Here is a 25,317-nt window from a genome sequence, read left to right as displayed (position 1 = left end):
TTCGATGCTCTCGTCCAACTTGCCGAGGGCCGTCCCTGGATGCCCGCGATCAGCTAACTCAAGGTCAAAAACTACCTGACTAGTTACTATCCGACGTCGTAGTGGGGTGCTGGGCTGCGGTTGGTCGAGCCGGGAGGACGGCCGGGACCGGCTTTGGTGGGTTTCGGTGCGCTGGCGGGAAGGGGCATGATCGTGCGAAGGTTCCGGAACCCTCGGCGGACCCGGGCGGGCGTGAGGCGTCCCGGTGGGGCGGGTTTCTCCCAGGGTCGGCGCAGGTCGGCGGCCAGGTGTCGGGCGAGGCGGAGCTGGGTGTGGGCGGAGATGATCAGCCAGGTCCAGCGGTCGGCGGCCTGCGGGGTGCGGATCTTCGGGCGGGTCCAGCCCAGGGTCTGTTTGAACAGCCGGAAGGTGTGTTCCAGGTCGAACCGGCGCAGGAACGACTGCCAGGCGCGGTCGATGTCGGCGGCGGTGGCCGCGACTGCGGAGAACCACGGCCACACGGGCTTGGGGTCGCGGTCGCCGGGCAGGTGGTCAACCTCCAGCCGGATGAGGGTCCCTTCGATGATCGGCAGGTCGCCGGGGTGGTCGATCCAGCAGGTGCGGGGGGCCAGTCGGGGGTGTAGCCGGTCCCAACTGGTCGCGGTGGCCCTTCCGTAGCGGCTGGTGTCGGTGATCGTGGTGTGCCGCGGTGCGGGCCAGGTCGCGGGCGTGTCAAGGGCGAACTCGGGGCCGTGCTTCGGTGGACGGCCGCTGGCGCCGGGCTGTCGGGGTAGTGGGGGCAGCCGCAGCACCCGGTCGGAACGGATCCGGCCGAGGACCTCGACAGGCAGGTCAGCCAGGACGAACGCCAGCCGGGTGACGTCGTAACCGGCGTCCATCACGATCAGGATGTTCGGGTCGCCGTCGCGCCAGTGCCCGGCGGCGACCAGACGGCCCACGACCGCCCGGAGCTGGTCGGCCGTCACCGCCGTGGCGTCGTCGGCAGGACCCAAGCGGACCGCGTCCAAGACCGCGGTCCACGACGTCCGGCCGGGTTCGAGGGCCGCGACGAAGGAGTACGGCCAGCCCGGAATCAGCTGGGACTGGTTCTTCGCACGGCCGTGCACGTGGCAGAACAGCCGCTGTGCGCTGGTCAACGCGTCCGAGCGCAGCCACGGGCTGACATCAACGGCCAGCACGAGTCGTCCGCCGGCGGCCGCGGGCAGCGGAAGGTCCGCGAGTGCACGTCGCAGCCGGGCGATCTCTAACCGGCCGCTGTTCAGCCCGTCGTACAACGCCCCGTGGCCGCGACGGTGCTCCGGGGCCAGTGTCAGGGCTGGAGTCCATGGACGTGGTGTACGAAGAGTAACGATCTAACGACTCGCCGGAGTGGCGGTCTGTGACGTAGAGCGACCACCGCGTGATCCTTCCGAGGACCTGTGAAGAACTCGAGTAAGGAGCAACGCGATGGCCGTACGCCCGACTGTGACCGACACCGAGGGGTTCGGCAAGGAACTCGCCGCGGCGAGTCCGGATCTTCTGGGCTCGATGGTGAAGATGTTCACTGAAGCGCTGATGAGCGCCGAGGCGGACGGTATCTGCAATGCCGAATATGGGGAGGTATCTCCGGAACGGGTCAACCGTCGGAACGGCTACCGGATGCGCGAGTGGGACACTCGGGCGGGCACGATCGAGCTCGCTGTTCCCAAGCTGCGGTCCGGTTCCTATTTCCCGGAATGGCTCCTGACCCGGCGACGCCGTGCCGAGCAGGCACTGATCTCGGTGATCGCCACCTCCTACCTGCTCGGGGTCTCCACGAGAAGAGTCGACAAGCTTGTCGAGCAGCTCGGCGTCGCGCACATCTCGAAATCCCAGGTCTCGGCACTGGCGAAACAGCTCGACGCCCAGGTCGAGGCGTTCCGCTCCCGGCCGCTCGATGCCGGCCCCTACCGGTTCGTGCAGGCCGACGCGTTGACGATGAAGGTCCGCGAGGGTGGCCGTGTGATCAACGTCCACTGCCTGCTGGCGGTCGGGGTCAACGGCGACGGGCACCGGGAGATCCTCGGCCTCGACGTCGTCTCCTCCGAGGACGGGGCCGGCTGGCTGGCGTTCTTCCCCTGTCTTGGTCGCCCGCGGGCTGTCCGGGGTCCGGCTGGTCACCTCCGACGCCCACGCCGGCCTGGTGGCCGCGATCGGAGCGACCCTGCCGGGCGCGTCGTGGCAGCGTTGCCGAACGCATTGGACCTGTGCAGGAACAACCTGGTGGTTCGACCGGTCTGGTTCGATGACGTGCTATGGCGATCACGGAGAACGTTCTGGATCAGATGTCTCGTCGGTTCGCGGTGGTGCTGCCGCACCTGGACGAGCGGCAGCGGCGGCTGGTGCTGGCGACCGAGGCCCGGCTGCTGGGGCACGGCGGTGTCCGCGCGGTGGCCCGGGTCGCCGGCGTCAGCGAGACCACGGTCCGCACCGGCGTGTTCGAGCTGGAAGCAGGCGAACAGCCGCTGTCCGGTCGACGGGTCCGCAGGCCGGGCGGGGGCCGCAAACGCATCGAGGACACGGATCCGGCCGTGGTGGCAGCGCTCCTCGCGCTCGTCGAGCCGGACGAGCGCGGTGACCCGATGTCACCGCTGCGGTGGACCACGAAGTCACTGCGGCACCTCGCCGAGAAACTCACTCGCCAGGGGCATCCGGTGTCGCCGTCCACGGTCCGCCGGTTGTTACGAGCGGCCGGTTTCAGCCTGCAGGCGAACTCCAAGACTCTGGAAGGGAAACAGCACCCTGACCGGGATACCCAGTTCCGCTACCTCAACGAGCAGGTCATCGAGCATCGGAAGGCCGGCGAGCCCGTCATCAGCGTGGATACGAAGAAGGAGATGCTCGGCCAGCTCCCGAACCCGGGCCGTGAATGGCGACCGAAAGGCGACCCCGTCCAGGTGGAGGATCACAGTTTCTTCACCGGCCCGCAAGGTGAGACCGCGATCCCCTACGGCGTCTACGACCTGACCGCTGATGCCGGGTGGGTCAATGTCGGGGTCGACCACGACACCTCGGCGTTCGCGGTGGCCTCGATCCGCCGCTGGTGGCAGGCCCGTGGCCAGGCCGACTACCCCCGTGCCACCCGGCTGCTGGTCACCGCGGACGCGGGCGGGTCCAACAGCTACCGCTACCGGTCCTGGAAAGCCGAACTCGCCACACTCGCCGCTGACACCGGCCTGGCAATCACGGTGTGTCATTTCCCGCCGGGCACCTCGAAATGGAACAAGATCGAGCACCGGTTGTTCTCCCAGATCACTATGAACTGGCGCGGCCGGCCGCTAACCAGCCATGAAGTGGTCGTGAACACGATCACCGCGACCCGGACCCGCAGCGGGCTACGTGTCGAAGCGCACCTGGACACCCAGAACTACCCGGTCGGCGTCGCGGTCAGCAAAGCGCGCATCGATACCCTCCCGATCACGTCCCATCCGGTGCGCGGAAAGTGGAACTACACCGTCCATCCGGCGCGCTCCGACGGCGCCGTGGACTCATCCGGTGCCGTTGACACCGCGGTCGTTCCGGACCGAGCCGCGACCCTGGTACTGCTGGCCCACCCGCGTCTGACCGGCATGAGCACCGCCGAGATGGACACGCTCGCGGCACAGCTGGCCCCAGCCCAGGCCGCCCGCCGCGAGCAGCGCCGCTACCAGCAGCGCGGCGGACCACGCCGCCACGCCCCCGGCGCCCACGGCAGAACCCTGCTCTCACCCCGCGACCGGGTCCTGGTCACCGTCGTCCACCTGCGCCAGATCTGCTCGCAGCGCGTCCTGGCGGACATGCTGGAGGTCAACCCACGCACCATCGGCGAGGCAGTCACCGACGTCCGCCAGCTCCTGCACGAACAGAACATCACCATCGAGCCGACGACGCTACGGTTCACCCAGGCCGAGCAGATCACGGCCTACGCACACAGCGGACAGTACGACGACGGCCGACCGTCACTGCCCTGGGCGTTGTCCGACCCCGCGCTGACTGGCATGAGCCGCGCCGACCTCGCCGCGCTTGTCGAACAGGTGTCTGTCCGGCAAGCGGCAGCGGTGGAACGGCGCCGGCATCAGCAGCGTGGCCGCCAGCGCCTACCCGGAACCCGCGCAGGCGTATTCCCACAGAAGATCACCAGCGGCGAACGTGTCCTCGCCGCCGTTCTCCATCACCGCAAAGTCGCCACCGGCCGGGTACTGGCCGACCTGTTCGGCGTCAGCCACCGCACCATCGGCACCGCCTTCCTCGACGTCCGCCCGATCCTCGACGAAGACGGCATCCACCTGCCACCAGCACCGGTGAAGTTCCGCACCACTGAACAGCTCCTCGCCTCCCTCACACCAGCAGACGAGACCGCCACGCCGACGGGTTAATTCCGCACAGGTCCATTATCTCCGGGATTTGCTGACCGCCACTCCGAAATCTTCCCAGCCGTGGGTCGCCACCTTGGTGCGCACTGTTTTCGACCAGGCGGACGCGAACGAAGTCAGCGTGCAGTTCGACCGGGTCGTCAAGGCGCTTTCAGAGAAACTCCCCAAGATCGCCGATCATTTGTCCGACGCGAAATCCGATCTGCTCGCGTTCACCGTCTACCCGCGGGAGATCTGGCGGCAGATCTGGCCGTCGAACCCGCAGGAACGACTGAACCGGGAAATCCGCCGGCGTACCGATGTCGTAGGTATCTTCCCCGACCGTGGGGCTATCATCAGGCTCGTCGGTGCCGTGCTGGCCGAGCAGCACGACGAGTGGATCGAAACCCATCGCTACATCGGCCTGGAAATCCTCGCCAAATGCGACCCGGCGCAGGAATCCCGCGACACACCCGAGATCAGCGTGACACCGGAGGCGTTGACCGCATAACCTGAACCAGGATCACGCGGAGTCACTCTCCGTACACCACACTCCCGGACGCGACCGTGATGTGGTCGGCCGCCGTGTTCGACCCGGCGTTCCCCGGGCGCCTCCGGGTAGGTCTCGACCACGTCCTGGAGGTCGCGCAGGAGATGCGACACGCACAACTGGTGGAGAAACCCGGTGCACTCGTCGCAGTCGTAGAGGGCGTAGCGGTCGTGGACGACGACCCCGAGCATCCGGCCGAGCAGGAACACCCGGAAACTGGCCTTGTCGCGCCGCCCCAGCATGAACAGGGTGAACAGCAGCGTCGACGCCGAGAGCACGTAGCGCTTCTCGCCCTTCGGGCCGACCTTCAGCGGCGTCTCGTCGAACCCGGCGACCTTCTCAGCGGCGATCCGCTCCCCGATCTCGGTGACCGACTCCTCGACCGCGTCCGCGCCCAGGGCCAGCAGCGAATGCAGCCAGCCCGCCGAGACCGCCACCCCGCACAGCTCGACGACCGCCTCCCGGGCCCGCTCGACCGGCAGGTGCTGGCGGACCAGGAAGTACGTCGCGAGCGCGCGCAACTCCGGCCCGTAGGACACCGGCGCCCCGGACACCCCCTCCGGCCGGGCGGCCACGTGGCAGCGTCCGCAGCCGCACACGACCCGGTAGAGATCATGCTGGGTCACCCCGACCCGGACCGGCTCGAGATCGTGGGACTGGTGCGAGCGGGCGACCCCGACCGCCGCCATCTCCGCCAGCGACGCCCCGCAGCCACACGCCCCGACCGGGAAATGCGCCTCGACCCGGTCCGGCTCCTCCCGCCAGGCCAGCGTCCGCCCGTCCTGCCCCGGCTGCTTCCCGCGCTTCCTCTTCCCGCCCCCGGCGGCGCGGCGCTCCGCCCGGTTCGGCCCGGCCCGACCCGGCAGCACCCCCTCCGACGACGGCGGCAACGACGAGTTCCCCGAGTTCCGCGAGCCCGCCCGCCTCAACCGGTCGACCTCCGCCGCCAACTCCTCGACCCGGCGCTCCTGCCCGGCCAGCCGCTCATCGCGCTCGGCGATCCCGGCCCGCAGCTGTTCGATCAGCCCCGCCTGCGCCACCACGAGAGCAACCAGCTCCTCGCGCGACATCCCATCCGGCGACACCACCACGCCCCGACCATGCCGTCACGGGCAACACACCCGAACACCGAACAACATCCACACCCGGCTCCAACGCCAGCCACCCACAGCAAGATCACGAATCCACGTGAATGTTTACGGATGGAAAGTTGCGCTCAACTCGCTCGCCAACCTTTTCCCCGGACGTCTACCCTTCTGATAACGTGAACGCGTAAGCTATTCACCTTTGGCTTACACGGAAATCGTGACAGGCTCGCGGCCGCGGCGTGCCCCGGGTAGCGCCGCCCATGGCGCTGCCACTGCGGGATAACGGGCTCGGGGAAACCGTCGGCGGTACCTTCCTGGAAGCCACGGTTCCCGAACCTCCCGGCCCGGCCGGAACCTGAGCGCGGGCGGTCGGCGACGCCTACCGGCCCGGAGCGGAAATCTACCCGGAGGCTTCGCCGCCGAGCTGTCACAAAGCCTTCTCCAGCGGTTTTCCGGCGGCTTTCCGCGTCCTGTCGGGAGGGCTGTCACCGACGAGCAGGAGAAGCGCCAGGAAAATCCAGATGAAAAGCGCCACCCGGTTGGCGGTGAAAGCGGGCAGGCCCGCGGTCGCCGCCAGGCTCATGACGAGCACGGAGGTGGCGAACGGCCGTTGCGGCCCGGACCGCGCCGGTCGCCCACCAAGCCACGTCCCGACCAGGACGGCCAGCACGAGCGTGAACAGCACCACCCCGAGCACGCCGCCGACGATGATCACCTCGACCCAGGAGCTGTCATACGGCACGGCGAGCCCACTGGCGCCGTAGCCGAACCAGGGCCGGGTGGCGAGGACATAGTCGAACGCCATACCGGACGCGCCGTTCGACCCCAGCCGGCCCGCCGTGTACTTCTCCATGACGCTGCCGCCGTCACCGCCGCTGAAGAGCGCGGACAGCATCCACGCGCCGCGCCACTGCGGAATGTCGACCTGGTTGAGGGCGATCCTGAACAGCCCCGCCATGGCGGCGATGACGAGCACCCGCCGAAGCCGCCAGCCCTGGCGTACCGCCTGCCACAACGCCAGCGGCACACCGATCAGCAGGAACGTCTTCGACACGCTCAGGACACCGCCGACGAGCACCGGAGTGGCAACGATGCCGAGCAGCACCGGCCTGTCCCGGCTGGGCCGGCCGAAAAGGTAGAGCGCCGCGAACAGCGCGAGAGAGTATGCGATACCGGCCTCGGCCGGCTGCGTGAAGATCCCGGTCAGCCGGCCGTTGCTGAAGGCGCGTACGGCAACCGTCGTCTCCAGGGTGGCCGGCCCGTAGCCCCAGAACTTCTGCAACCATCCGGTCGGATTGATGAAGAGACCGCTGAACGCGATTATCCCGTTGCCGGCGACCAGCACGACAAAAGCCGTGCACACGACGTCCAGCAGGACCAGCCGGGTATATCCGGCCGCCAGCCAGCAGCTCACCAGGAGCAATGCGGCCAACGGGTACAGATAGTTGTCGACGCCGGACAGCATACTGCCCGGAAGAAAACGGCCGGATACGACGGAGCTGTCCGGGTTGATCATAGTCGAAAATGCCAGGAACGCCCACAGGCCCAGGACGCACGCGTACCGTCCGTCGAATCTCAGCCGCGACGCGAGGAACGGCAGGCTGGCCAGCAGCGACCCGTAGACCACCACCTGCTCGGTGCGCACACCGTTCATGAGATACGGCCCGAACGCCGCCACGACGACAGTCACGGGCCAGGCGCGGACCAGCGGATGGCGGACGACCAGCGGATGCTGGTGGCCGGTGCGGGGAGGACTCAGGTTCAGCATCGGCTCCATGTTCAGCACGGCTCCAGGTTCAGCATCGGCCGTGGTGGCCTCCGTCCTGTTCGGTGCGGCGTGCCGGGTTCGGCACCGCGGTGCAGGGCGCTGTTCTCGCCGCCGGACGGTCGCGGCCCAACTGGGCCCAACCGGTGGGGAACACCCCGCCGTGGTTCATTCGTCAACAGTCACCCGAGTGAGCGGAAGGTGGGGTTCGACAGCCGGGAAGACGCCGAAAAGCAGGCCGGCGGCCACTGCCACGACAAGCACGGCCAGCAGCGCGAGTCTTACGGCGAACCCGCCGGGAAGACGCCGGAAAATCCATCCGTACACCCGTCACCCCCTGGCCGGGCCAAGTGACTGCCCGGGTGTCTTCGGCCGGGTGCCGGTGAGCTCACCGAAGACGATCAGGCGGGTGCTGGCCGAGTATTTCGGATTGCAGGTGGTGAACGTCAGCAGGCTTTTCGTGGGCCGTGCGCCGGGCTGTCCGGGTACCGGCAGGATCACGTCCGTCCGGGCGGGGTCGACCACTTCCGAGCCCGTCACCCGATAGACGAAATAATGGTCCCGCACCTCGACGACAACCTGGTCACCGATCCGCAGTTCGTCCAGCCGGCTGAACGGATGGCCGTAGGTGGTGCGATGCCCGGACACGACGAAGTTGCCGGGCTCGCCGGGCCAGGCGGTCCCCGGATAATGTCCGGGGCCGCGCCGTAGCGCGCCGTCCGACACCCCCTCGACGACAACCGGGGCGTAACCGTCGCCGAAACGAGGGATGCGCAGCACGGCCACCCCGTCGCCGACGGCCGTGGGTGCCAGCCGCGGCTGCGGCAGGCCCGCCGGGGCCGCGGCCGCCCACTGCTGGGACAGTTCGGAGCGCAGCCGGCTCTGGGTGCGCTCCTGCACCATGTCGGTGACCCACAGTTCGTAGACCACGAACAGCGCCACCACGAAACCAACAGTGATCAATAACTCGCCGACGCCTCGTACAAGGCGTCCGACCGACCCTCCCCCGCCACGGGGCGCGGGCTGCCGGCCGGGTAGCCGCCGCGGCAGCTGTTCCGGTAGCTGTCGGCCGGGCGGTTGCCGGCTGGATGATCCTGACGGTGCGCCGTCCGCACCGATCTGCCCGCCGAGCGGACGCGTCGGCCGCGTCCCCACCACGGCAGGTGATGCTCCTGCCCGTGTCTGTGGCCCGTTCCAGGGTCCAGGAACGCCCTGGGCATCGGGATGAGGCAGCACAGTACCCATGATGGGTACTTTAAGTCATCGAGTGACTACTAGTGCGCTCCGACCCGCAGAGACGACTCCGGCCGGTTTACCGGCATCGGGACACAACAAGGACACAGAGCGACATAGAGTACACAACGAGGCACGACAAATCGGCGCACGGCAGCCGGAACACCGTCTGCTGCCGACAGCCACCGAGCGGCCCGTGCCTCGCCCGGCCGCGCGGGACCCCCTACCTGTAGGGGTGTCTACTCCAAGTAGTCGCGCAGCTTCTGGGACCGGGACGGGTGGCGCAGCTTCGACAGCGTCTTCGACTCGATCTGCCTGATGCGTTCGCGGGTGACCCCGAACTCCCGGCCAACCTCCTCCAACGTGCGCGGGTGGCCGTCGGTGAGCCCGAAGCGCAACTGGATGACCTTCTTCTCCCGGTCGGAGAGCGTGTGCAGGACGGAATCCAACTGCTCCTGCAGCAGGATGAAGCTGGCCGCGTCGACCGGCACGACCGCGTCGCAGTCCTCGATGAAGTCGCCGAGGTGGGAGTCCTCCTCCTCACCGATCGGCGTCTCCAGGGAGACCGGCTCCTGGGACACCTTGAGGATCTCACGCACCTTGTCAGGTGTGAGATCCATTTCCTTGGCGATCTCCTCCGGGCTCGGCTCACGACCGAGGTCCTGCAGGAGCTGCCGCTGGATGCGGATCAGCTTGTTGATCGTCTCGACCATGTGCACCGGGATGCGGATGGTGCGTGCCTGGTCGGCGATGGCCCGGGTGACCGCCTGCCGGATCCACCAGGTGGCGTAGGTGGAGAACTTGTAGCCCTTGGTGTAGTCGAACTTCTCCACCGCGCGGATCAGACCGAGGTTGCCCTCCTGGATGAGGTCCAGGAACAGCATGCCGCGGCCCACGTAGCGCTTGGCGATCGACACCACCAGCCGCAGGTTCGCCTCGACGAGCTTGCGCTTGGCGATCTGCCCGTCACGTTCGATCGCCTCCAGGTCGCGGCGCATCTGCGGGGAGGTCTTGCGGGTGGCCGCCGCGAGCTTCTCGGAGGCGAACAGGCCGGCCTCGATCCGCTTGGCGAGGTCGACCTCCTCCTCCGCGGTCAGCAGCGGGACCTTCCCGATCTCCTTGAGGTACATGCGCACCGGGTCGGAGGTCGGCGCCTTGAGCGCCAGCTCCTCCTCCTCACGACGACGCCGGGCGAGCAGGTCGTTCTCCTCGGCGTCCTCCCCACCCGCCTCGAGAATCTCGATGCCCTCGTCGTTGAGGACCTGCAGGACGGCGTCGGTCTGCTCCGGTGGCAGCTCGGCCGCCTGGAGGGCGACCGTGACGTCCTCGGTAGTGAGGAAACCGATCTCCTTGCCTCGGGTGATGAGGTCCTTGACCTCGTCCACCTGGGCTTCGCGCGGTAGGACGGCTGGACTCATGGTCGGAATCTCGTCACTTCCTTCTCGGGATCGACCCAGGTTACGCGGCACCCAGGCCCCGCTCCCGGAGTTGGCGCTTGTGCTGTTCCAAGGCGATCAGCTCACCATATGCGCGTCTGAACGTCTCGGCGTCGGTTACGGGATTGAGCCGCTGCACACGCGACTTCAGATCCGCAATGCGACGGGTCACCTGCAACTCCTGTACGCGTGACATCTGCTCATCGACATACCGGTCGTCCACATCGTGGTCACAGAACACCGCCTCCACGGCAAGCTCGATGACGAACCGCCGAAGCTCGTCCTGCCCGGCCGCCTCCACCACCGTCTTGACCCAGGTCTGGACGTCACCGGCGGCGGGCAGACCGGCGCACACACCGCCCACGGCAGCGATCACCTCACGGACGGCGCGGTGTTCCTGGACCGTGAACAGCTCCGGGGAGAGCGTGTCGAACACCGGGCCGGCAAGTCCCGGATACTGGAGGGCGACCTTGAGTACCTCCCGTTCCACCGCCACGACAGTGTCGTCCGCGACGGCGTCATGCCGACGCGGCAGCTCGGCCCGGCCGCCGGTGCGACCGCCGCGCGCCGCGTGGTCGCCCTGGCCGTGGGCAGGGCCGTCGAGGGACGCCGTACCACCGGCGGCCCCTCGTGGCCGATGCTCAGCGACCCGCCGCACCACGAACTCCTCGTCCAGAAAACCAAGCCAGTTATCCAGATTAACCGCGTAACGGTGTCGTAGCCCTCGATCCTTCAATTTGTTGATCAGAGGGGCGGCCGCGTCGATCGCCGCCAGACGTCCCTCGGTGGTGTCGAGGTCGAAGCCGGCCAGCTTCCCGCGGATGGCGAACTCCACCAACGGGAGGCGGGAGGCGACCAGGTCGCGCACGGCCACGTCCCCGCGCTGGACGCGCAGATCGCACGGATCCAGCCCGGACGGCTCGATCGCCACGAAGGTCTGGGTGACGAAACGCTCCTCGAACTCGAACGCCCGGATGGCGGCCTTGCGGCCCGCCTCGTCGCCGTCGAAGGTGAACACGACCTCGCCGCGGTGCTCGCTCTGGTCCATCAGCAGCCGCCGCAGCACCGTCACGTGCTCGCTGCCGAACGCGGTGCCGCAGGAGGCGACCGCGGTCGGCACCCCGGCGAGGTGGCAGGCCATCACGTCGGTGTAACCCTCGACGACGACGACCTGGTATCGCCGGGCGATCTCCCGCCGGGCCAGGTCGGCCCCGTAGAGCAGGTTGGCCTTCTTGAACAGCGGGGTCTCGGGCGTGTTGAGGTACTTCGGCCCGGGGTCGTCGGCGGCGAGACGGCGGGCGCCGAACCCGACCACGTCCCCGGCGAGGTCGCAGATCGGCCAGACCAGCCGGCGGTGGAACCGGTCGATGAGGCTGCCGCGGCTGCTCTGCTTGGCCAGGCCACCGAGGACGAGCTCCGCGGCGGTGAAGTGCCGGCCCATCAGGTGACGGGTGAGGGTGTCCCAGCCGGCGGGCGCGTAACCGACGCCGAACCGCGCCGCCGCCTCCTGGTCGAAGCCGCGGGCGGCGAGGAAGGCCCGGCCGTCGCCGGCCTCGGCGCCGGCCAGCCGCTCGGCGTAGAACTCCGCGGCCGCCCGGTGGGCGTCGAGCAGCCGCTGGCGCTGGCTGGTGACCGCGCGGCTGGTCACTCCCCCACCCTCGTAGGTGAGGGCGATCCCGGCACGGCGGGCCAGCCGTTCGACCGCCTCCGGGAAGGACAGCCCGTCGATGGCCCGCACGAAGGCGATCACGTCGCCGCCGACGCCACAGCCGAAGCAGTGGTAGGCGCCGACCTGCGGCCGGACGTTGAACGATGGCGTCTTCTCGTCGTGGAACGGGCACAGGCCCCGCAACTGGCCGCTGCCGACCGGGCGGAGCTGCACATAGTCGCCGATGATGTCAGCGATCGGCGAGCGGTCACGCACGGCAGCGACATCGGCGTCACGGATGCGTCCGGCCACACGTCCCTCCCTGCGTCCCGGGTGGAGCGCCAGCGGGCTGGTGTCACGGAGGCCGTCCGGCGCGCACCTCGTGTCACCACCGGGTGTCACCACCGGCTGTCAGCCCTCCGGAAGGCAGCCCTCCGGAAGACTGTCCGGGCCCCCGCAGACCCGCATTCTTCCCCGATGTTACTTGTCATCTGGACCGCAGTGCCGATCTTACGACCGCAGCATGTGACACGCCGTGTCCCGGACGCTCCCAACGGGTCGGCGACGCGCCGGTCGGCGCCCGGTGCCGCCGGGCACCGCGGCACCGTCACGCGGCCGGCGGCAGGGGGTCACAGCCGGTCCCGGAGCCGTCCGCGCGGAGCGTGACCGGCCACGCGATCCACGGGCCGGGCGGCCACCGCCGGGGCGGGGCCGTCCACACGGGCCGTCCACACGAAACAGTCCGCGGGAGACAGTCCGTGAGAGCACTGCTTCCAGGGCGGGGACGCCGTCACAGAACCGCCGGCCAGCGCCGGCCGGTCAGTTGTGCGTGGCGACGGCCCGCGCTGGCGTCGGTGAGCCGGGCGATCTGGTCGACGACCACCCGTAGCCTCGCCGCGTCGTCACGGGCGGCGGCCCAGGCCGGCCGCAGCAGCGGGTCGAGCGCCTCCGGCGCGCGCGCGAGCAGCAGCGCGACAAGCTCCGCGATGACCTCCCGCTGGCGCCGTTGGCGCTCGTGCGCGTCCCGGCGGTCCATGACGAAGGAGGCGGTCACCCCCTTGAGCAGCGCGCACTCGGCGACGGTCGGGGCGGGCACGACCAGGTCGGCGTGGTAACGGCACAGCGGCAGGTCGCCGTGCGCCTCCCGGGTGGCGCGGACCGCAGCCACGCACAGGCGCGCGATCAGCTCGCTGGTCATCGTCCGGACCGCGCGCAACGCGTCCGGCGTGGTGGCCGGCCCGGTCACCCACCACGGCTGTCGGCGCAGCCGGTCCAGCGCCTCGCCCACCGCCGCCGCCGGCGCCACCGGGTAGCGCGTCGCGGTCGAGGCGACCGGTTCGGCCCGCCGTCCCGGATCCTCCAGCCGGCCCAGGTCGATCAGGCCGGCGACCACCCCGTCCTCCAGATCGTGGACGCTGTAGGCCACGTCGTCGGCCCAGTCCATGATCTGGGCCTCCATGCAGCGCCGGCCGGCCGGCGCGCCGTCGCGGACCCAGTCGAAGATCGGCAGATCGTCGGCGTACACACCGAACTTCGGCGTGTCGGGCCGCCGTGCCCACGGATACTTCAGGGACGCGTCCAGCGTCGCCCGGGTGAGGTTCAGGCCGGCGTCCCGCCCGCGGACGTCGACGACCTTGACCTCCAACCGGGTCAGCTCCCGCAGGCTCTGCGCGTTGCCCTCGAACCCCCCGCACTCCCCGGCGGCCGCGTCCAGCGCGGCCTCGCCGTTGTGGCCGAAGGGGGGGTGGCCGATGTCGTGGGCGAGACAGGCCGCGTCGACCAGGTCCGGGTCGGCGCCCAGCGAGCGGGCCAGGCCCCGGCCGACCTGAGCGGTCTCCAGGGAATGGGTCAGGCGGGTGCGCGGGAAGTCGTCGTCGAGCGGGCCCACCACCTGGGTCTTGCCGGCCAGCCTGCGTAAGGCGCTGGAATGTAGGACACGCGCGCGGTCCCGCTCGAACCAGGTCCGATCGTCCGGTGTACTCTTCTGTCGCTCCTCGCCCCAACGGACCACGTCGGACGCGGCGTACCACCTCTTGGCCACAAGCCCGAGCGTATAGGCGCGATTTCCGTACGTCCGAGGTGCGAAGCGGCGATACTTTGTGGTCAGCCCGCCCAACTTCGGCCCGGAGGCCCGCCGTGGACAAGATCGTCAGATACGGTCTCATCGCGTTCGTCATTTTCTTCGTCGTGAGCTTTCCCGCGAGCGCCGCCAGCATTATCGAGCGGGCCATCGACGGACTGGAGTCTGTTGGTAACAGTTTGTCAGACTTCGTCACCGACGCCGTTCTGTGAAGCTAAGGTGAGCCAGCAACCCGATCCGGGAGACGATGGCCATGGTGAGAATCCGGATCCCTGACCCCACCGCCAGGGACGACAAGTACCTCGCCACCCGGGAACGGCTGGTCGTGAAGGTCCGGATGCACTGGGCGATCCTGCTCACCATCTTTCTACAGACCCTGGCGTCCGTCATCGGCGTGATCCTGCTCGTGATTCTGCTGAACGGCCTGGACGCCAGCGGGTACGTTTTGGCGCTGCCCTGGTGGTTCGCGCTCTTCATGATCCTCAGGATGCTGTGGAAAGTCGCCGACTGGCACTTCGAGCACCTGATGGTCACGGACAAGCGTCTGCTGAAGGTGTCCGGGATCTTTTTCCGCAAGGTACAGACCATGCCATTGGAAAAAGTGACAGACCTCACCTACAACCGGGACCCGATGGGCCGACTTCTCGGATACGGCGAGTTCATCGTCGAATCCGCCGGGCAGGACCAGGCCCTGTCGAAGATCCAGTTCTTGCCCCGCCCGGACCGGCTCTACCTGACGATGTGCGACATGATGTTCGGAGGTGCGCCGGCGCCCAGCGGTTCGGACGACTGACCTCACCTGGACGCCCCGTCCGTACGACGGCGGCTCCTGACCTGTCCCGACGCCGCCATGCCAGGACGGCTGCCCGTGCCGCGTTCCTCGGGCGGGAATCTTTTCCACGCCCGACCATGACGAGCGAGAAGATCTGCCCGTCCGGGCCCTGTCGCACCGCTGGTGGGCCCGTCAGCGCAGCAGGGTCCGGGCCGCCGCCGCGATGTGGTCCGCGTCGATGCCCGCCGCGGCGAGCAGCTCGGCCGGGGTGCCCGAGCCGGGCAGTTCGCGCACGGCGAGATGGGCGAGGCGCACCGGTACGCCGGCCGCGGCCGTCGCCTCCAGAACGGCGCTGCCCAGGCCGCCCTCGGGGTAGTGGTCCTCGGCCACGACGAGACGGCCGCCGGTCGCCCGCGCCGCCTCCGTCAGGGTGGCGACGTCCACCGGCTTGACCGAGTAGAGATCGATCACCCGGGCCGGGACGCCCTCGGCCGCGAGCGCGTCCGCCGCCGCCAGGCAGTGGTGCAGGGTGACACCGGCGCCGATCAGGGTGATCACGTCGGCGTCCGACCGACGCGGCACCTTGGAGCCACCGGCGGTGAAGGACTCCCCCGGCCCGTAGATCACCGGGTAGGCGCCCCGGGTCGTGCGCAGGTAGCTGACCCCGTCCAGCTCGGCCATGAGTTCGACGAGCCTGGCCGCGCTGGCCGCGTCGCTGGGGTAGAGGACGCGCGAGCCGTGCACCGCCCGCATCATCGCCAGATCCTCCAGCCCCATCTGGGACGGGCCGTCCGGGCCGATCTCGACGCCGGCGTGCGATCCCGACAGGCGGATGTTCGCCGCCGAGATCCCGGCCATCCGGATGAAGTCGTAGGCCCGTGAGAAGAACGTGGCGAAGGTGGACGCGAACGGGACATACCCGCGCGCCGACAGCCCGACCGCTGCGGCGACGAGCTGCTGCTCCGCGATGAAGATTTCGAAGAAACGGTCCGGGTGGGCCGACGCGAAGTCCTCGGTGTAGGTGGAGTTGCCGACCTCGGCGTCCAGGGCCACCACTTCCGGGCGGGCGCCGAGGGCGGTGAGCGCCTGCCCGTACGCCCTGCGGGTGGCGACCCGGGTGCCGAGAGGGTAGGTCGGCAGGCGCACCTCGGCCGGCGGCACGGATGCCGGCCGGCGGCCGGCATCCGGCGGCGGCAGCGGGCCGCGCACGCGCAGGTGACGCTCGCCCCCGAGCTCGGCGATCGCGCGTTCGGCCAGGTCGGCCGGCAACGGCCTGCCGTGCCATCCCTCGGCGTCGGCCGTCCCGGAGAAGCCCTCGCCCTTGCGGGTGCGGGCGAGCACGACCACCGGCCGGTCGGAGCCGGACGCCTCGGTCAGGACCTCGTCGAGCGCGGCGACGTCATGCCCGTCGACCGCGAGCGCCCGGCAGCCGAACGCCTCGACCCGGCGGGCGTAGGTGTCAAGGTCCCAGCCGAGCTCGGTCGGGCCGCGCTGGCCGAGCCGGTTGACGTCCACGATCGCCGTCAGGTTCGACAGCTGGTAGTAGGACGCCTTGTCCAGCGCCTCCCAGACGGAGCCCTCGGTCATCTCGCTGTCCCCGCACAGCACCCACACCCGGTAGGGAAGCCGGTCGAGGAAACGGCCGGCGAGCGCCACCCCGACCGCGTCGGGCAGCCCCTGCCCGAGCGAGCCGGTGGCCACGTCGACCCAGGGCAGGACCGGCGTCGGATGCCCCTGCAGGCGCTGGCCGTAACGGCGGTAACCGGTCATCAGCTCGTGGTCGGACACCACACCGACGGCCTTGAACACCGCGTACAGCAGCGGGGACGCATGCCCCTTGGAAAAGATCAGATGATCGTTGGCCGGGTCGTCCGGCCTGTCCCAGTCGTAGCGCAGGTGCCGCCCGACCAGCACCGCCAGTACGTCCGCGGCCGACATCGACGATGTCGGATGGCCCGACCCGGCGGACGTCGTCGCCCGGATCGAGTCCACCCGCAACTGCCGCGCCAGCTCGCGGATCTGGTCGAGGTCGGTCGGGTCGATCGCGATCTCGGACACGGGAGTTGCCACACCAGCCTCCTGTACGCCTGCGTATCCGTGCCTGGGCGGTGCCGGAAGGCAGCCGGTGGCGTTACCGGAGACGATCCAGCGGATACGCACAGGCACCGCCCACGCGAGCGGCCATGTGGGCTCTACCCCGGGTTCCACCGTCCCGAACGGTACCGGTGGGCGTGTTTCCCTGCCGCGGCCCGCGGTGCCCGCTCCCGCGCGGCCGGGCCGCGGAAGTCAGTCGGCGGGTCAGAGCGCGCCGGGGGCGGCGCCGACCGGGGTCGCCCGGTGAAAGAGCTGGTAGAAGCGGTACGCGGCACCTTCCCGAAGGATGTAACGCAGTGTGGTGGCAATACCGCGGGTAGTCGGGCCGGTGGTAGCCGGCGAGGTGACCGCGTCGATATCAAGATCACGAGCGATGGTCCGCGAGCGCAGCGAATGCCACGGATCGGTCACGACCACCGCGGACCGCCAGCGGTTCACCGCCATGATCCTTGCCACCGCCCGCAACGACCCCAGCGTGTCCCTGCCCTCGCCCACCACAACCACGGCACTGGCCGGGACGCCACGGGAGACCAGGTAGTTCGCCGCGGCCCGCGCCTCGGTGTAGACGTCACCGACCTGGGAGCCGCCGACCGTCACGATCCGGGGTGCTACACCGGCGCGGTAGAGGGCCAGCGCATGGTCGAGCCGGGCCGCGAACACCGCGGACGGGCGGCCGTTGAACTGGGAGGCGCCGAGCACGATCAGGACGTCCGACCGGCGCTGGTCGTCCGAACGCCCCACCACCCATATCTGGATCATCGCGAAAACGCTGATCATCACGCCGGCCAGGACGAGGATCGCAACCACCCTCAGTAGCCACACCCACCAGCGCGCGTGCAGCCACCGCGCTGTCCACGGCCGCGGGATAGTAACCACAGGCAGTCACGGTATGCCCAAATCGGCGCGGGATGGCAGGTGCTCCACCGCACAGTGGGCACACCGGCCGGCCAACCGGCCACCCGGGCGCCCGCCGGGCTCGGTCAGGCCGTGTCCGATGGTTGGTCAGCCGCGAGGACTGCGGCCCGGCCGGCCTCCAGCCGGGCGACCGGCAGGCGAAACGGCGAGCACGACACATAGTCGAGCCCGATCCGGTGGAAGAAGTGCACGGAGTCCGGGTCGCCGCCGTGCTCCCCGCAGACACTGAGCTTGAGCTCCGGCCGGGCCGCCCGCCCCTCCTCGGCCGCGAGCCGCACCAGCCGGCCGACCCCGTCCCGGTCCAGCGACTCGAACGGGGACACGCCGAAGATGCCCAGCTCGAGGTAGCGGGAGAAGAACGACGACTCCACGTCGTCACGGGAGAAACCCCAGCTCATCTGGGTCAGGTCGTTCGTCCCGAACGAGAAGAACTGTGCCGCTCCGGCGATCTGGCCGGCGGTCAGCGCCGCCCTCGGCACCTCGATCATCGTACCGATCAGCGCGGGCACATCGATCCCGCTCTCGGCGGCGACCTCGGCCAGCACCCGCTCGGCCTGCTCGCGGACGACCTCCAGCTCCTGGACCGCGCCCACCAGCGGAACCATGATCTCCGGACGCGGGTCCCCGCCCCGCCGGCGGCGGATGACCGCGGCCTCGGCGATCGCCCGCACCTGCAGGGCGACCAGCCCCGGGATGAGCAGCCCGAGACGCACCCCGCGCAGCCCGAGCATCGGGTTCTCCTCGTGCAGCCGGCGGACCGCCTCCAGCAGCACGACCTCACCGTCCACGCCGGCCTCGCCGGTCGCGGCGGCAACGCCCACCCGCACCGACAACTCGGTGAGGTCGGGCAGGAACTCGTGCAGCGGCGGGTCGAGCAGCCGGATCGTCACGGGCAGGCCGTCCATCGCCGCGAGGATCTCGACGAAGTCGTCGCGCTGCAACGGCAGCAGCGCGGCCAGCGCGGCATCGGCCTCCTCGTCACCGTCGGCGAGGATGAGCCGTTCGACCAGCTTCCGGCGCTCGCCGAGGAACATGTGCTCGGTCCGGCACAGCCCGATACCGACGGCCCCGAACTGGCGGGCACGCTCGGCATCCTGCGCGGTGTCGGCATTGGCGCGCACTCCGAGCCGGGCGGCGGCGTCCGCGTGGGTCATGATCCGGTGGACGGCGTCGACCAGCGGGTCGGAGCCGTCCGCGCGCAGCTTCCCCTCGAAGTACTCGACGACCGGCGAGGGCACCACCGGCACCTCGCCGAGGTAGACCACGCCGGACGAGCCGTCGATCGAGAGCACGTCCCCCTCGTGGACGACGAGGCCGCCCGGCACGGCCGCCTGCCGCCGGTGGGTGTCGACGTCGATCTCCTCGGCGCCGCACACGCAGGTCCGGCCCATGCCGCGGGCGACCACCGCGGCATGGGAGGTCTTCCCGCCGCGGGAGGTCAGAATACCCTGTGCGGCGATCATGCCGTCGATGTCGTCGGGGTTGGTCTCCCGGCGGACCAGGATGACCGGGACACCGGCGGCGGCGAGCTGAACCGCCCGCCGCGAGTCGAAGACGGCCTGCCCGACGGCGGCGCCGGGGGACGCGTTCATCCCCCGGGCGATCTGCCGGGCCTGCCCGTCCGCGGCGAACCGGGGGAACATCAGCTGGGCGAGCTGGGCGCCGGTGACCCGGGCCAGCGCCTCGTCCATGGTGATCAGGCCCTCGTCGACGAGCTGGACGGCGATCCGGAAGGCCGCGGCGGCGGTGCGTTTCCCGACCCGCGTCTGCAGCATCCACAGTTTGTTGCGCTCGATGGTGAACTCGATGTCGCACAGGTCGCGGTAATGCCGTTCAAGGGTCGCCATGACGGACAACAACTGGTCGTAGGCGGGCCGGTCGATGGACGCCAGCGCCGTGAGCGGCAGGGTGTTCCGGATGCCCGCGACAACGTCCTCCCCCTGGGCGTTCTGCAGATAGTCGCCGTAAACGCCCTGGTCGCCGTTGCCCGGATCGCGGGTGAACGCCACGCCGGTGCCCGAGTCCATACCCAGGTTGCCGAACACCATCGCGACCACGTTGACCGCGGTACCGAGATCCGCGGGAATGCGTTCCTGCCGGCGGTAGAGGCGGGCGCGTTCACCGTTCCAGGAGTCGAACACCGCCCGGATCGCCAGGTCCAACTGCTCCCGGGGGTCCTGCGGGAAGTCCCGGCCGGTCCGGTCGCGGACGATCGTCCTGAACGTCTCCGCCAGCCCGCGCAGGTCGGTCTCGTCGAGTTCCAGGTCGCTGTTTGCTCCGCGGGCCTTCTTCACCGCCTCCAGAGCGTCGTCGAACAGCTCGTCGGGCACCTCGAGCACAGTCCTGCCGAACATGGCCAGCAGGCGCCGGTAGGAGTCCCAGGCGAAGCGCGGCGAGCCGGACTGCCTGGCCAGGCCGGGTACCGACGCGTCCGACAGGCCGATGTTCAGGACGGTGTCCATCATGCCCGGCATGGAGAACTTCGCGCCCGAACGCACCGAAACGAGCAACGGGTCGTCCGGGTCACCCAGCCGCCGGCCCATTGCCTGTTCGAGCGCGCGCAGATGCTCGTCGACCTCGTCGCGCAGCGCCGCCGGCACCCGGCCGTGCGCAAGATACTCACGACAGGCGACGGTGGTGATCGTGAAACCGGGCGGGACGGGAAGTCCCATGTTCGTCATCTCGGCGAGATTGGCGCCCTTACCGCCGAGAAGGTCCCTGAGATCCTTGTTCCCCTGATGGAAGTCGTACACATAGGTGGTCATGGCCGCCCCCTCGTGTCCCGCCTCCCGCGAACCACCGCCGATTCGACCATGCCACGTCACCCCGGCTCGCGCAGGTCATACGGACAGATCCGCGGCTCCTCCTCCCGAGAAGTCGCCCGGCAGTCCGTCGGATTGGCCCCTGATGGCCAGCAGCCTACCGTCACAGATCGTCCTGAAACATGTTTTGGGAACCAGCTGTCCCACGCGCCACGCGCAGGTGGCTCCCGGCCGCGCCGGGAAATATCCGGAGCGTTCACTGGTCGTCCGTCACGATTCCCCGCAGCCCTGCCGGAAAACTACCCGATCATTATTCGTTCACGACGGACGCGTCCCAACCGGATAAACAGGAGAAATTCTGTCCATGTCCGAAAGGTGAACAAAATTCGTACATATTCCAAACCCTGCCGGCCAGGAGCCTGCCGGTCACGGCGGACAGACCATGATGCGTACCAGCCATGATGCGTACCAACACTGCCCGGACCAACAGCGTCGAAGGAGGGGGAGGACGCCGTGCGAGGCCACCGCGTTCTCGGACTCGCGCTTGCCGGACTGCTCACCATCGGCGTCCTCGCTGTGATCATCATCCCGCGAACCCGGCCCGCTCCGCACGGGAACAGGACCACGGTCCGGGCGCTGGTCTCGTCGGAGAAACAGCCCTTCTTCTCCGATCCGGACGTGGTCGCCGCCCTCGACCGTGCCGGCTACCGGCTTGAGATCACCTCTGCCGGATCGCGTGAGATCGCCACCACCCGCGACCTGACCGGCTTCGACCTGGCCTTCCCGGCCGACGCTCCACAGGCCGACCACATCAGGCGCGATCGCGGGATCAGCGCCTCCTACATGCCCTTCTTCACGCCCATGGCGATAGCCACCTTCGCACCGATCGCGGAACTGCTGACCGCGGCGGGCGTCAGCAGCCGAGAAGGTGACCACTACCTGTTCGACATGCGCAGGTATCTCGACCTGGTGGCGGCGGACACCCGATGGTCGCAGCTACCCGGGAACAACGTCTACCGGACCGACAAGTCCCTCCTCATCAGCTCGACCGACGTGCGGACGTCGAACTCGGCCGCCCTCTATCTGGCGATCGCCTCCTACGTGAGCAATGGCGGAAACGTGGTCACCGATCCCGGAGCGGCCGAACGGATCACGGACCGGCTCGCGCCCCTCTTCCTCAAACAGGGCTATCTGGACGCGTCGTCCCAGGAGCCGTTCGACGACTTCCTGACCATCGGCATCGGGAAAACGCCGATGGTCATGGTCTACGAGGCCCAGTTCCGGGCCCACGCGCTCGCCCGGGACGGTTCGCTGACCAACGACATGGTGCTGATGTATCCGAGTCCGACCATCTACGCCAAACACACCGTTGTGCCGCTCACCTCCGCCGGAGACACGGTCGGGCGCCTGCTCACGACCGACCCGGAACTGCAGCGGCTCGCCGTGCGACACGGATTCCGCACCGCGGACGCCGGTTACGGCCGGCAGTACGCCGCCGAACGCGGAAGCGGCCCCGTACCGCAACTGGTCAACGTCATCGAACCACCGAGCGCGGAGATATCCGAACAGATGATCCGTCGGATCGAGGCGCAGTACACGAAGGGGCCGGGTTGATGAGCCTGCCACCGACGACACCGGCGCACAGCTGGTCCTGGTGCCGCCCGCGGCCGTCGCGCCGGTAGCCCCCGAGCAGGCCGGGCCCGCCGTCCCGATCAGTCCTCAGGCAGCCGCGCGCCTGGCCGACCAGGCGGTGGCCTTCGCCGACGCCCTGATCGGCATCGACCCGGCCTCCCCTGCCTTCACCACCAAGGTCGCCGCGGTGCACCGGATGGGCGAGAAGGAGATCCGCGCGTCCGCCTCGGTCTCCAACCGGCTGCTGGACAAGCCGGCACGGGCGATGAACTCCGGCGCGCTCGACGCGACCTCGTCGGTGTCGACCTCCCTGGTGGAGCTGCGCAGAGTGGTCGGCGACCTCGATCCGTCCAAGGCGAACCTGCTGGGCCCGAAAAAGCTGCTCGGCGTGATCCCGTTCGGGAACCGGCTGCGGGACTACTTCGCCTCCTACCGGTCGTCACAGGCACATCTGGACGCGATTCTGCAGGCGCTGCAGAACGGGCAGGAGGAGCTGCGGCGGGACAACGCCGCGATCGAGCAGGAAAAACACAATCTGTGGACCACTATGGGCAAGCTGCGTGAGTACATCCAACTGGCCGCGAACCTCGACGCCGAACTTGTCACCCGGATCGACCGGATCGGCGTCAGCGACCCGGAGCGGGCTCGGGCGCTGCGCGAGGACGTCCTGTTCTACGTGCGGCAGAAGCACCAGGACCTGCTCACCCAGCTCGCGGTCAGCGCGCAGGGCTACCTCGCGCTGGAGATGGTCCGGCGCAACAACCTCGAACTGATCAAGGGTGTGGACCGGGCGAGCACGACGACCGTCGCGGCGCTGCGCACCGCGGTGATCGTCGCGCAGGCGCTGGCCAACCAGAAGCTGGTACTCGACCAGATCTCCGCGTTGAACGAGACGACCGAGCGCATCATCGTCGGCACCTCGGAGCTGCTGCGGCGGCAGACCGGCCAGATCCATGAGCAGGCGGCGTCCTCGACCGTGTCGGTGCAGGCCCTCCAGCAGGCGTTCGCCAACATCTACGCCACGATCGACACGATCGACGGATACCGCAGCGCCGCCCTGGAGAGCATGCGGACCACGGTGGAGACGCTGTCCGAGGAGGTGGGGAAGGCAACCGCGTACCTGGACCGGGCCGCCGCGACCGCTCCCACCGAGGCCGCTTCGGCCACGGCCGGGGAGCTGGAGATCTCCGGCGGCGGGCGGTGACCCGGCACCCCCGTTCCCCGCACGTGAGCGCGTCGTCGCGGCTTGGCGCACCCTCCGGTTCGGCCACTCGAACCGTCGCCTTCAGCCGTGGTCTCGCGTGCGGCAGACGCGGGCACTCTCTGCGCACGGTCGCGTTCGGGCTTCTCGCCGTGTGCGCAGTCGTGTTCGCCGTGGCCTCCTGCGGCTCCGACTCCGACCCGCCGCCGGGGCCCGGCCCGGGCAGACCGGGCGTGCTGCGGATACTCGCCGGCTCGGAAGTCGCCGACATCGAACCGCTGCTGGACGACCTGCGTGCGGCCACCGGGGTCACGGTGCGGCTGACCTACACCGGAACGCTCGACGGCGCCGAGAAAATCATCGGGCGTTCCTCGGGAGCGGACGCCGCCTGGTTCTCCTCCGACCGTTACCTGCGGCTGCTGCCCGGTGGTGCGACAGCGGCCGCCGCCCGTACCCCGATCATGGGATCGCCGGTGGTCCTCGGCGTCCGGGCCTCACTCGCCACGAAGTTCGGCTGGACGAACAACACGAACGTCACCTGGTCGGACATCGCCGCGAAGGTCACTTCAGGTGAGCTGACGTACGCCATGACGAACCCGGCGGCATCCAACTCCGGGTTCAGCGCCCTGGTGGGTGTCGCGGCCGCGCTCGCCGGAACATCGGACGCGCTGCGGACCTCCGACATCCGCGGCGACGCGCTGACATCGTTCTTCTCGGGGCAGACGCTCACCGCGGGCAGCTCGGGCTGGCTCGCCGACACCTTCGTCAACCGCCCGCAGAACGTCGACGGAATGATCAACTACGAATCGGTGCTGTTGTCCCTGCAACGCTCCGGCCGGCTGCGCGAGCCGCTGACCATCGTCTATCCCAGGGACGGCATCATCACCGCCGACTACCCCGTGCTTCTGCTCGACCCGGCCCGGCGGGACGAGTACACCCGGGTGGTGAACTGGCTGCGCAGCCCGGCGGTTCAACAGCGGCTGCAGACCGACACGAACCGCCGCCCAGCCGTCCCGGGTGTGGCGCTCGACCCGAGGTTTCCCGCGACCCGCCTGATCGAACTGCCCTTTCCCGCCACCCAGGCGGTCGCCGACGAGCTGCTGAGCTCCTACTTCGACCGTTTCCGCCGGCCGTCACATGCGATCTTCGTGCTGGACGGGTCCGGCTCCATGGCCGGCCAGCGCATGGCCGACCTGAAATCAGCGCTGGCGGGACTCACCGGCACCGACACCTCGCTCTCCGGCCGCTTCACCCGGTTCCGTGGCCGGGAGAAGATCACTCTGCTGCTCTTCAACAGCTCGGTCGGCAGACCCCGCGAGTTCACCGTGACCGACACGCAGGCATCCTCACCGGATCTGGCCGCGATCCGCTCGTACATCGACGGCCTACAGGTACAGGGGGGGAACAGCCATCTACTCCGCGCTCACGGACGCGTACCATCTCGCCTCCGACACGATCGCCCGCGAGCCCGGCTACCTGACATCGATCGTCCTGATGACGGACGGCGAGAACAACACCGGGCTGTCAGCCGCGCAGTTCCACGCCGACTACCAGGGGCTTCCTCAACAGGCTCGGGACGTCCGCACGTTCTGCGTCATTTTCGGCGAGGCACGCCCGGACGACCTGCGCTCGATCGCCACCGACACCGGCGGCGCCACGTTCGACGCGCGGACATCCTCGTTGACGGACGTGTTCAAGGACATCCGTGGCTATCAGTGACCACCGCGGCTCCGGTGTACGCGACCAGGGCGTACGCGGCACTGTGGGGAGCCGGACCGCTGGTCGGCGGCGG

Annotated in this window: 15 protein-coding genes and 3 pseudogenes; 8 read left to right on the top strand and 10 right to left on the bottom strand. The window is 69.4% G+C overall.

Translation table 11 applies throughout. The features are described 5' to 3' along the window. Positions 1-86: 86 nt before the first annotated feature. Positions 87-1,313, bottom strand: a pseudogene (locus CM1CMNOD_RS07505) (NF041680 family putative transposase); the annotation flags it as partial. Between the two features lie 133 nt (positions 1,314-1,446). On the opposite strand from CM1CMNOD_RS07505, the pseudogene CM1CMNOD_RS07500 reads away from it, so the two are divergent. The 3 genes and pseudogenes from CM1CMNOD_RS07500 to CM1CMNOD_RS07490 form a co-directional block, all read left to right on the top strand. After that, positions 1,447-2,221 (top strand): annotated as a pseudogene (locus CM1CMNOD_RS07500) (IS256 family transposase); the annotation flags it as partial. A 52-nt stretch (positions 2,222-2,273) separates the two neighbouring features. Continuing rightward, the gene (locus tag CM1CMNOD_RS07495; protein ID WP_013873067.1) at positions 2,274-4,373 is read left to right on the top strand and encodes an ISAzo13 family transposase; all 2,100 of its coding nucleotides are present in this window, start codon (positions 2,274-2,276) and stop codon (positions 4,371-4,373) included. Positions 4,374-4,380: 7 nt separating this feature from the next. Next, positions 4,381-4,860, top strand: a pseudogene (locus CM1CMNOD_RS07490) (transposase); the annotation flags it as partial. Here the strand turns inward: CM1CMNOD_RS07490 and CM1CMNOD_RS07485 are convergent. From CM1CMNOD_RS07485 to CM1CMNOD_RS07460, 6 genes are all read right to left on the bottom strand, one after another. Further along, the gene (locus tag CM1CMNOD_RS07485) at positions 4,764-5,990 is read right to left on the bottom strand and encodes an IS66 family transposase (protein WP_043603242.1); all 1,227 of its coding nucleotides are present in this window, start codon (positions 5,988-5,990) and stop codon (positions 4,764-4,766) included. The pseudogene CM1CMNOD_RS07490 and the gene CM1CMNOD_RS07485 overlap by 97 nt on opposite strands. A 424-nt stretch (positions 5,991-6,414) precedes the next feature. After that, positions 6,415-7,755, bottom strand: coding sequence for a hypothetical protein (locus CM1CMNOD_RS07480; RefSeq protein WP_131772370.1), 1,341 nt, complete (start codon positions 7,753-7,755; stop codon positions 6,415-6,417). A gap of 327 nt (positions 7,756-8,082) precedes the next feature. After that, positions 8,083-8,802 (bottom strand): class E sortase, encoded by a 720-nt coding sequence (locus tag CM1CMNOD_RS07475; protein ID WP_347176459.1) that lies wholly within the window; start codon positions 8,800-8,802, stop codon positions 8,083-8,085. Positions 8,803-9,224: 422 nt separating this feature from the next. Then, the gene (locus CM1CMNOD_RS07470) at positions 9,225-10,403 is read right to left on the bottom strand and encodes an RNA polymerase sigma factor (RefSeq protein WP_013873062.1); all 1,179 of its coding nucleotides are present in this window, start codon (positions 10,401-10,403) and stop codon (positions 9,225-9,227) included. A gap of 40 nt (positions 10,404-10,443) precedes the next feature. After that, positions 10,444-12,381 carry a DNA primase gene (gene dnaG / locus CM1CMNOD_RS07465; RefSeq protein WP_013873061.1) on the bottom strand — a complete coding sequence of 646 codons (1,938 nt, stop codon included), beginning with the start codon at positions 12,379-12,381 and terminating at the stop codon, positions 10,444-10,446. A 478-nt stretch (positions 12,382-12,859) separates the two neighbouring features. Continuing rightward, the gene (locus CM1CMNOD_RS07460) at positions 12,860-14,110 is read right to left on the bottom strand and encodes a deoxyguanosinetriphosphate triphosphohydrolase (protein WP_043603239.1); all 1,251 of its coding nucleotides are present in this window, start codon (positions 14,108-14,110) and stop codon (positions 12,860-12,862) included. 95 nt (positions 14,111-14,205) lie between these two features. On the opposite strand from CM1CMNOD_RS07460, the gene CM1CMNOD_RS21595 reads away from it, so the two are divergent. Both CM1CMNOD_RS21595 and CM1CMNOD_RS07455 read left to right on the top strand, forming a co-directional pair. Continuing rightward, positions 14,206-14,361, top strand: a complete 156-nt coding sequence (locus CM1CMNOD_RS21595) for a hypothetical protein (protein ID WP_013873059.1) — start codon at positions 14,206-14,208, stop codon at positions 14,359-14,361. Positions 14,362-14,402: 41 nt separating this feature from the next. Further along, positions 14,403-14,942 carry a PH domain-containing protein gene (locus tag CM1CMNOD_RS07455; protein ID WP_013873058.1) on the top strand — a complete coding sequence of 180 codons (540 nt, stop codon included), beginning with the start codon at positions 14,403-14,405 and terminating at the stop codon, positions 14,940-14,942. Positions 14,943-15,113: 171 nt separating this feature from the next. Here CM1CMNOD_RS07455 and CM1CMNOD_RS07450 read toward each other — a convergent pair whose 3' ends face one another. The 3 genes from CM1CMNOD_RS07450 to ppdK form a co-directional block, all read right to left on the bottom strand. Beyond that, a complete protein-coding gene (locus CM1CMNOD_RS07450) occupies positions 15,114-16,991 on the bottom strand; it encodes a transketolase (protein WP_013873057.1) in 1,878 nt (625 codons plus the stop codon). 228 nt (positions 16,992-17,219) lie between these two features. Beyond that, complete coding sequence (locus CM1CMNOD_RS07445) at positions 17,220-17,891, bottom strand: YdcF family protein (protein ID WP_013873056.1); 672 nt, start codon at positions 17,889-17,891, stop codon at positions 17,220-17,222. 104 nt (positions 17,892-17,995) lie between these two features. After that, positions 17,996-20,695: a pyruvate, phosphate dikinase gene (ppdK, locus tag CM1CMNOD_RS07440; RefSeq protein ID WP_013873055.1), complete on the bottom strand. Its 2,700-nt coding sequence runs from the start codon at positions 20,693-20,695 to the stop codon at positions 17,996-17,998. Between the two features lie 510 nt (positions 20,696-21,205). Between ppdK and CM1CMNOD_RS07435 the strand changes: the two genes are divergently transcribed. The 3 genes from CM1CMNOD_RS07435 to CM1CMNOD_RS24365 all read left to right on the top strand — a co-directional run. Beyond that, a complete protein-coding gene (locus CM1CMNOD_RS07435) occupies positions 21,206-22,306 on the top strand; it encodes a hypothetical protein (protein WP_013873054.1) in 1,101 nt (366 codons plus the stop codon). Positions 22,307-22,346: 40 nt separating this feature from the next. Beyond that, the gene (locus tag CM1CMNOD_RS07430; RefSeq protein WP_013873053.1) at positions 22,347-23,528 is read left to right on the top strand and encodes a toxic anion resistance protein; all 1,182 of its coding nucleotides are present in this window, start codon (positions 22,347-22,349) and stop codon (positions 23,526-23,528) included. A 149-nt stretch (positions 23,529-23,677) separates the two neighbouring features. Further along, a partial coding sequence (locus CM1CMNOD_RS24365) for a substrate-binding domain-containing protein (protein WP_431607655.1) occupies positions 23,678-25,317 on the top strand: 1,640 nt, incomplete at its 3' end.

It is taken from the genome of Protofrankia symbiont of Coriaria myrtifolia (assembly GCF_900634755.1).
GTDB classification, from domain to species: Bacteria; Actinomycetota; Actinomycetes; order Frankiales; family Frankiaceae; genus Protofrankia; species Protofrankia coriariae.
This window is presented reverse-complemented; position numbering and strand designations above follow the sequence as displayed.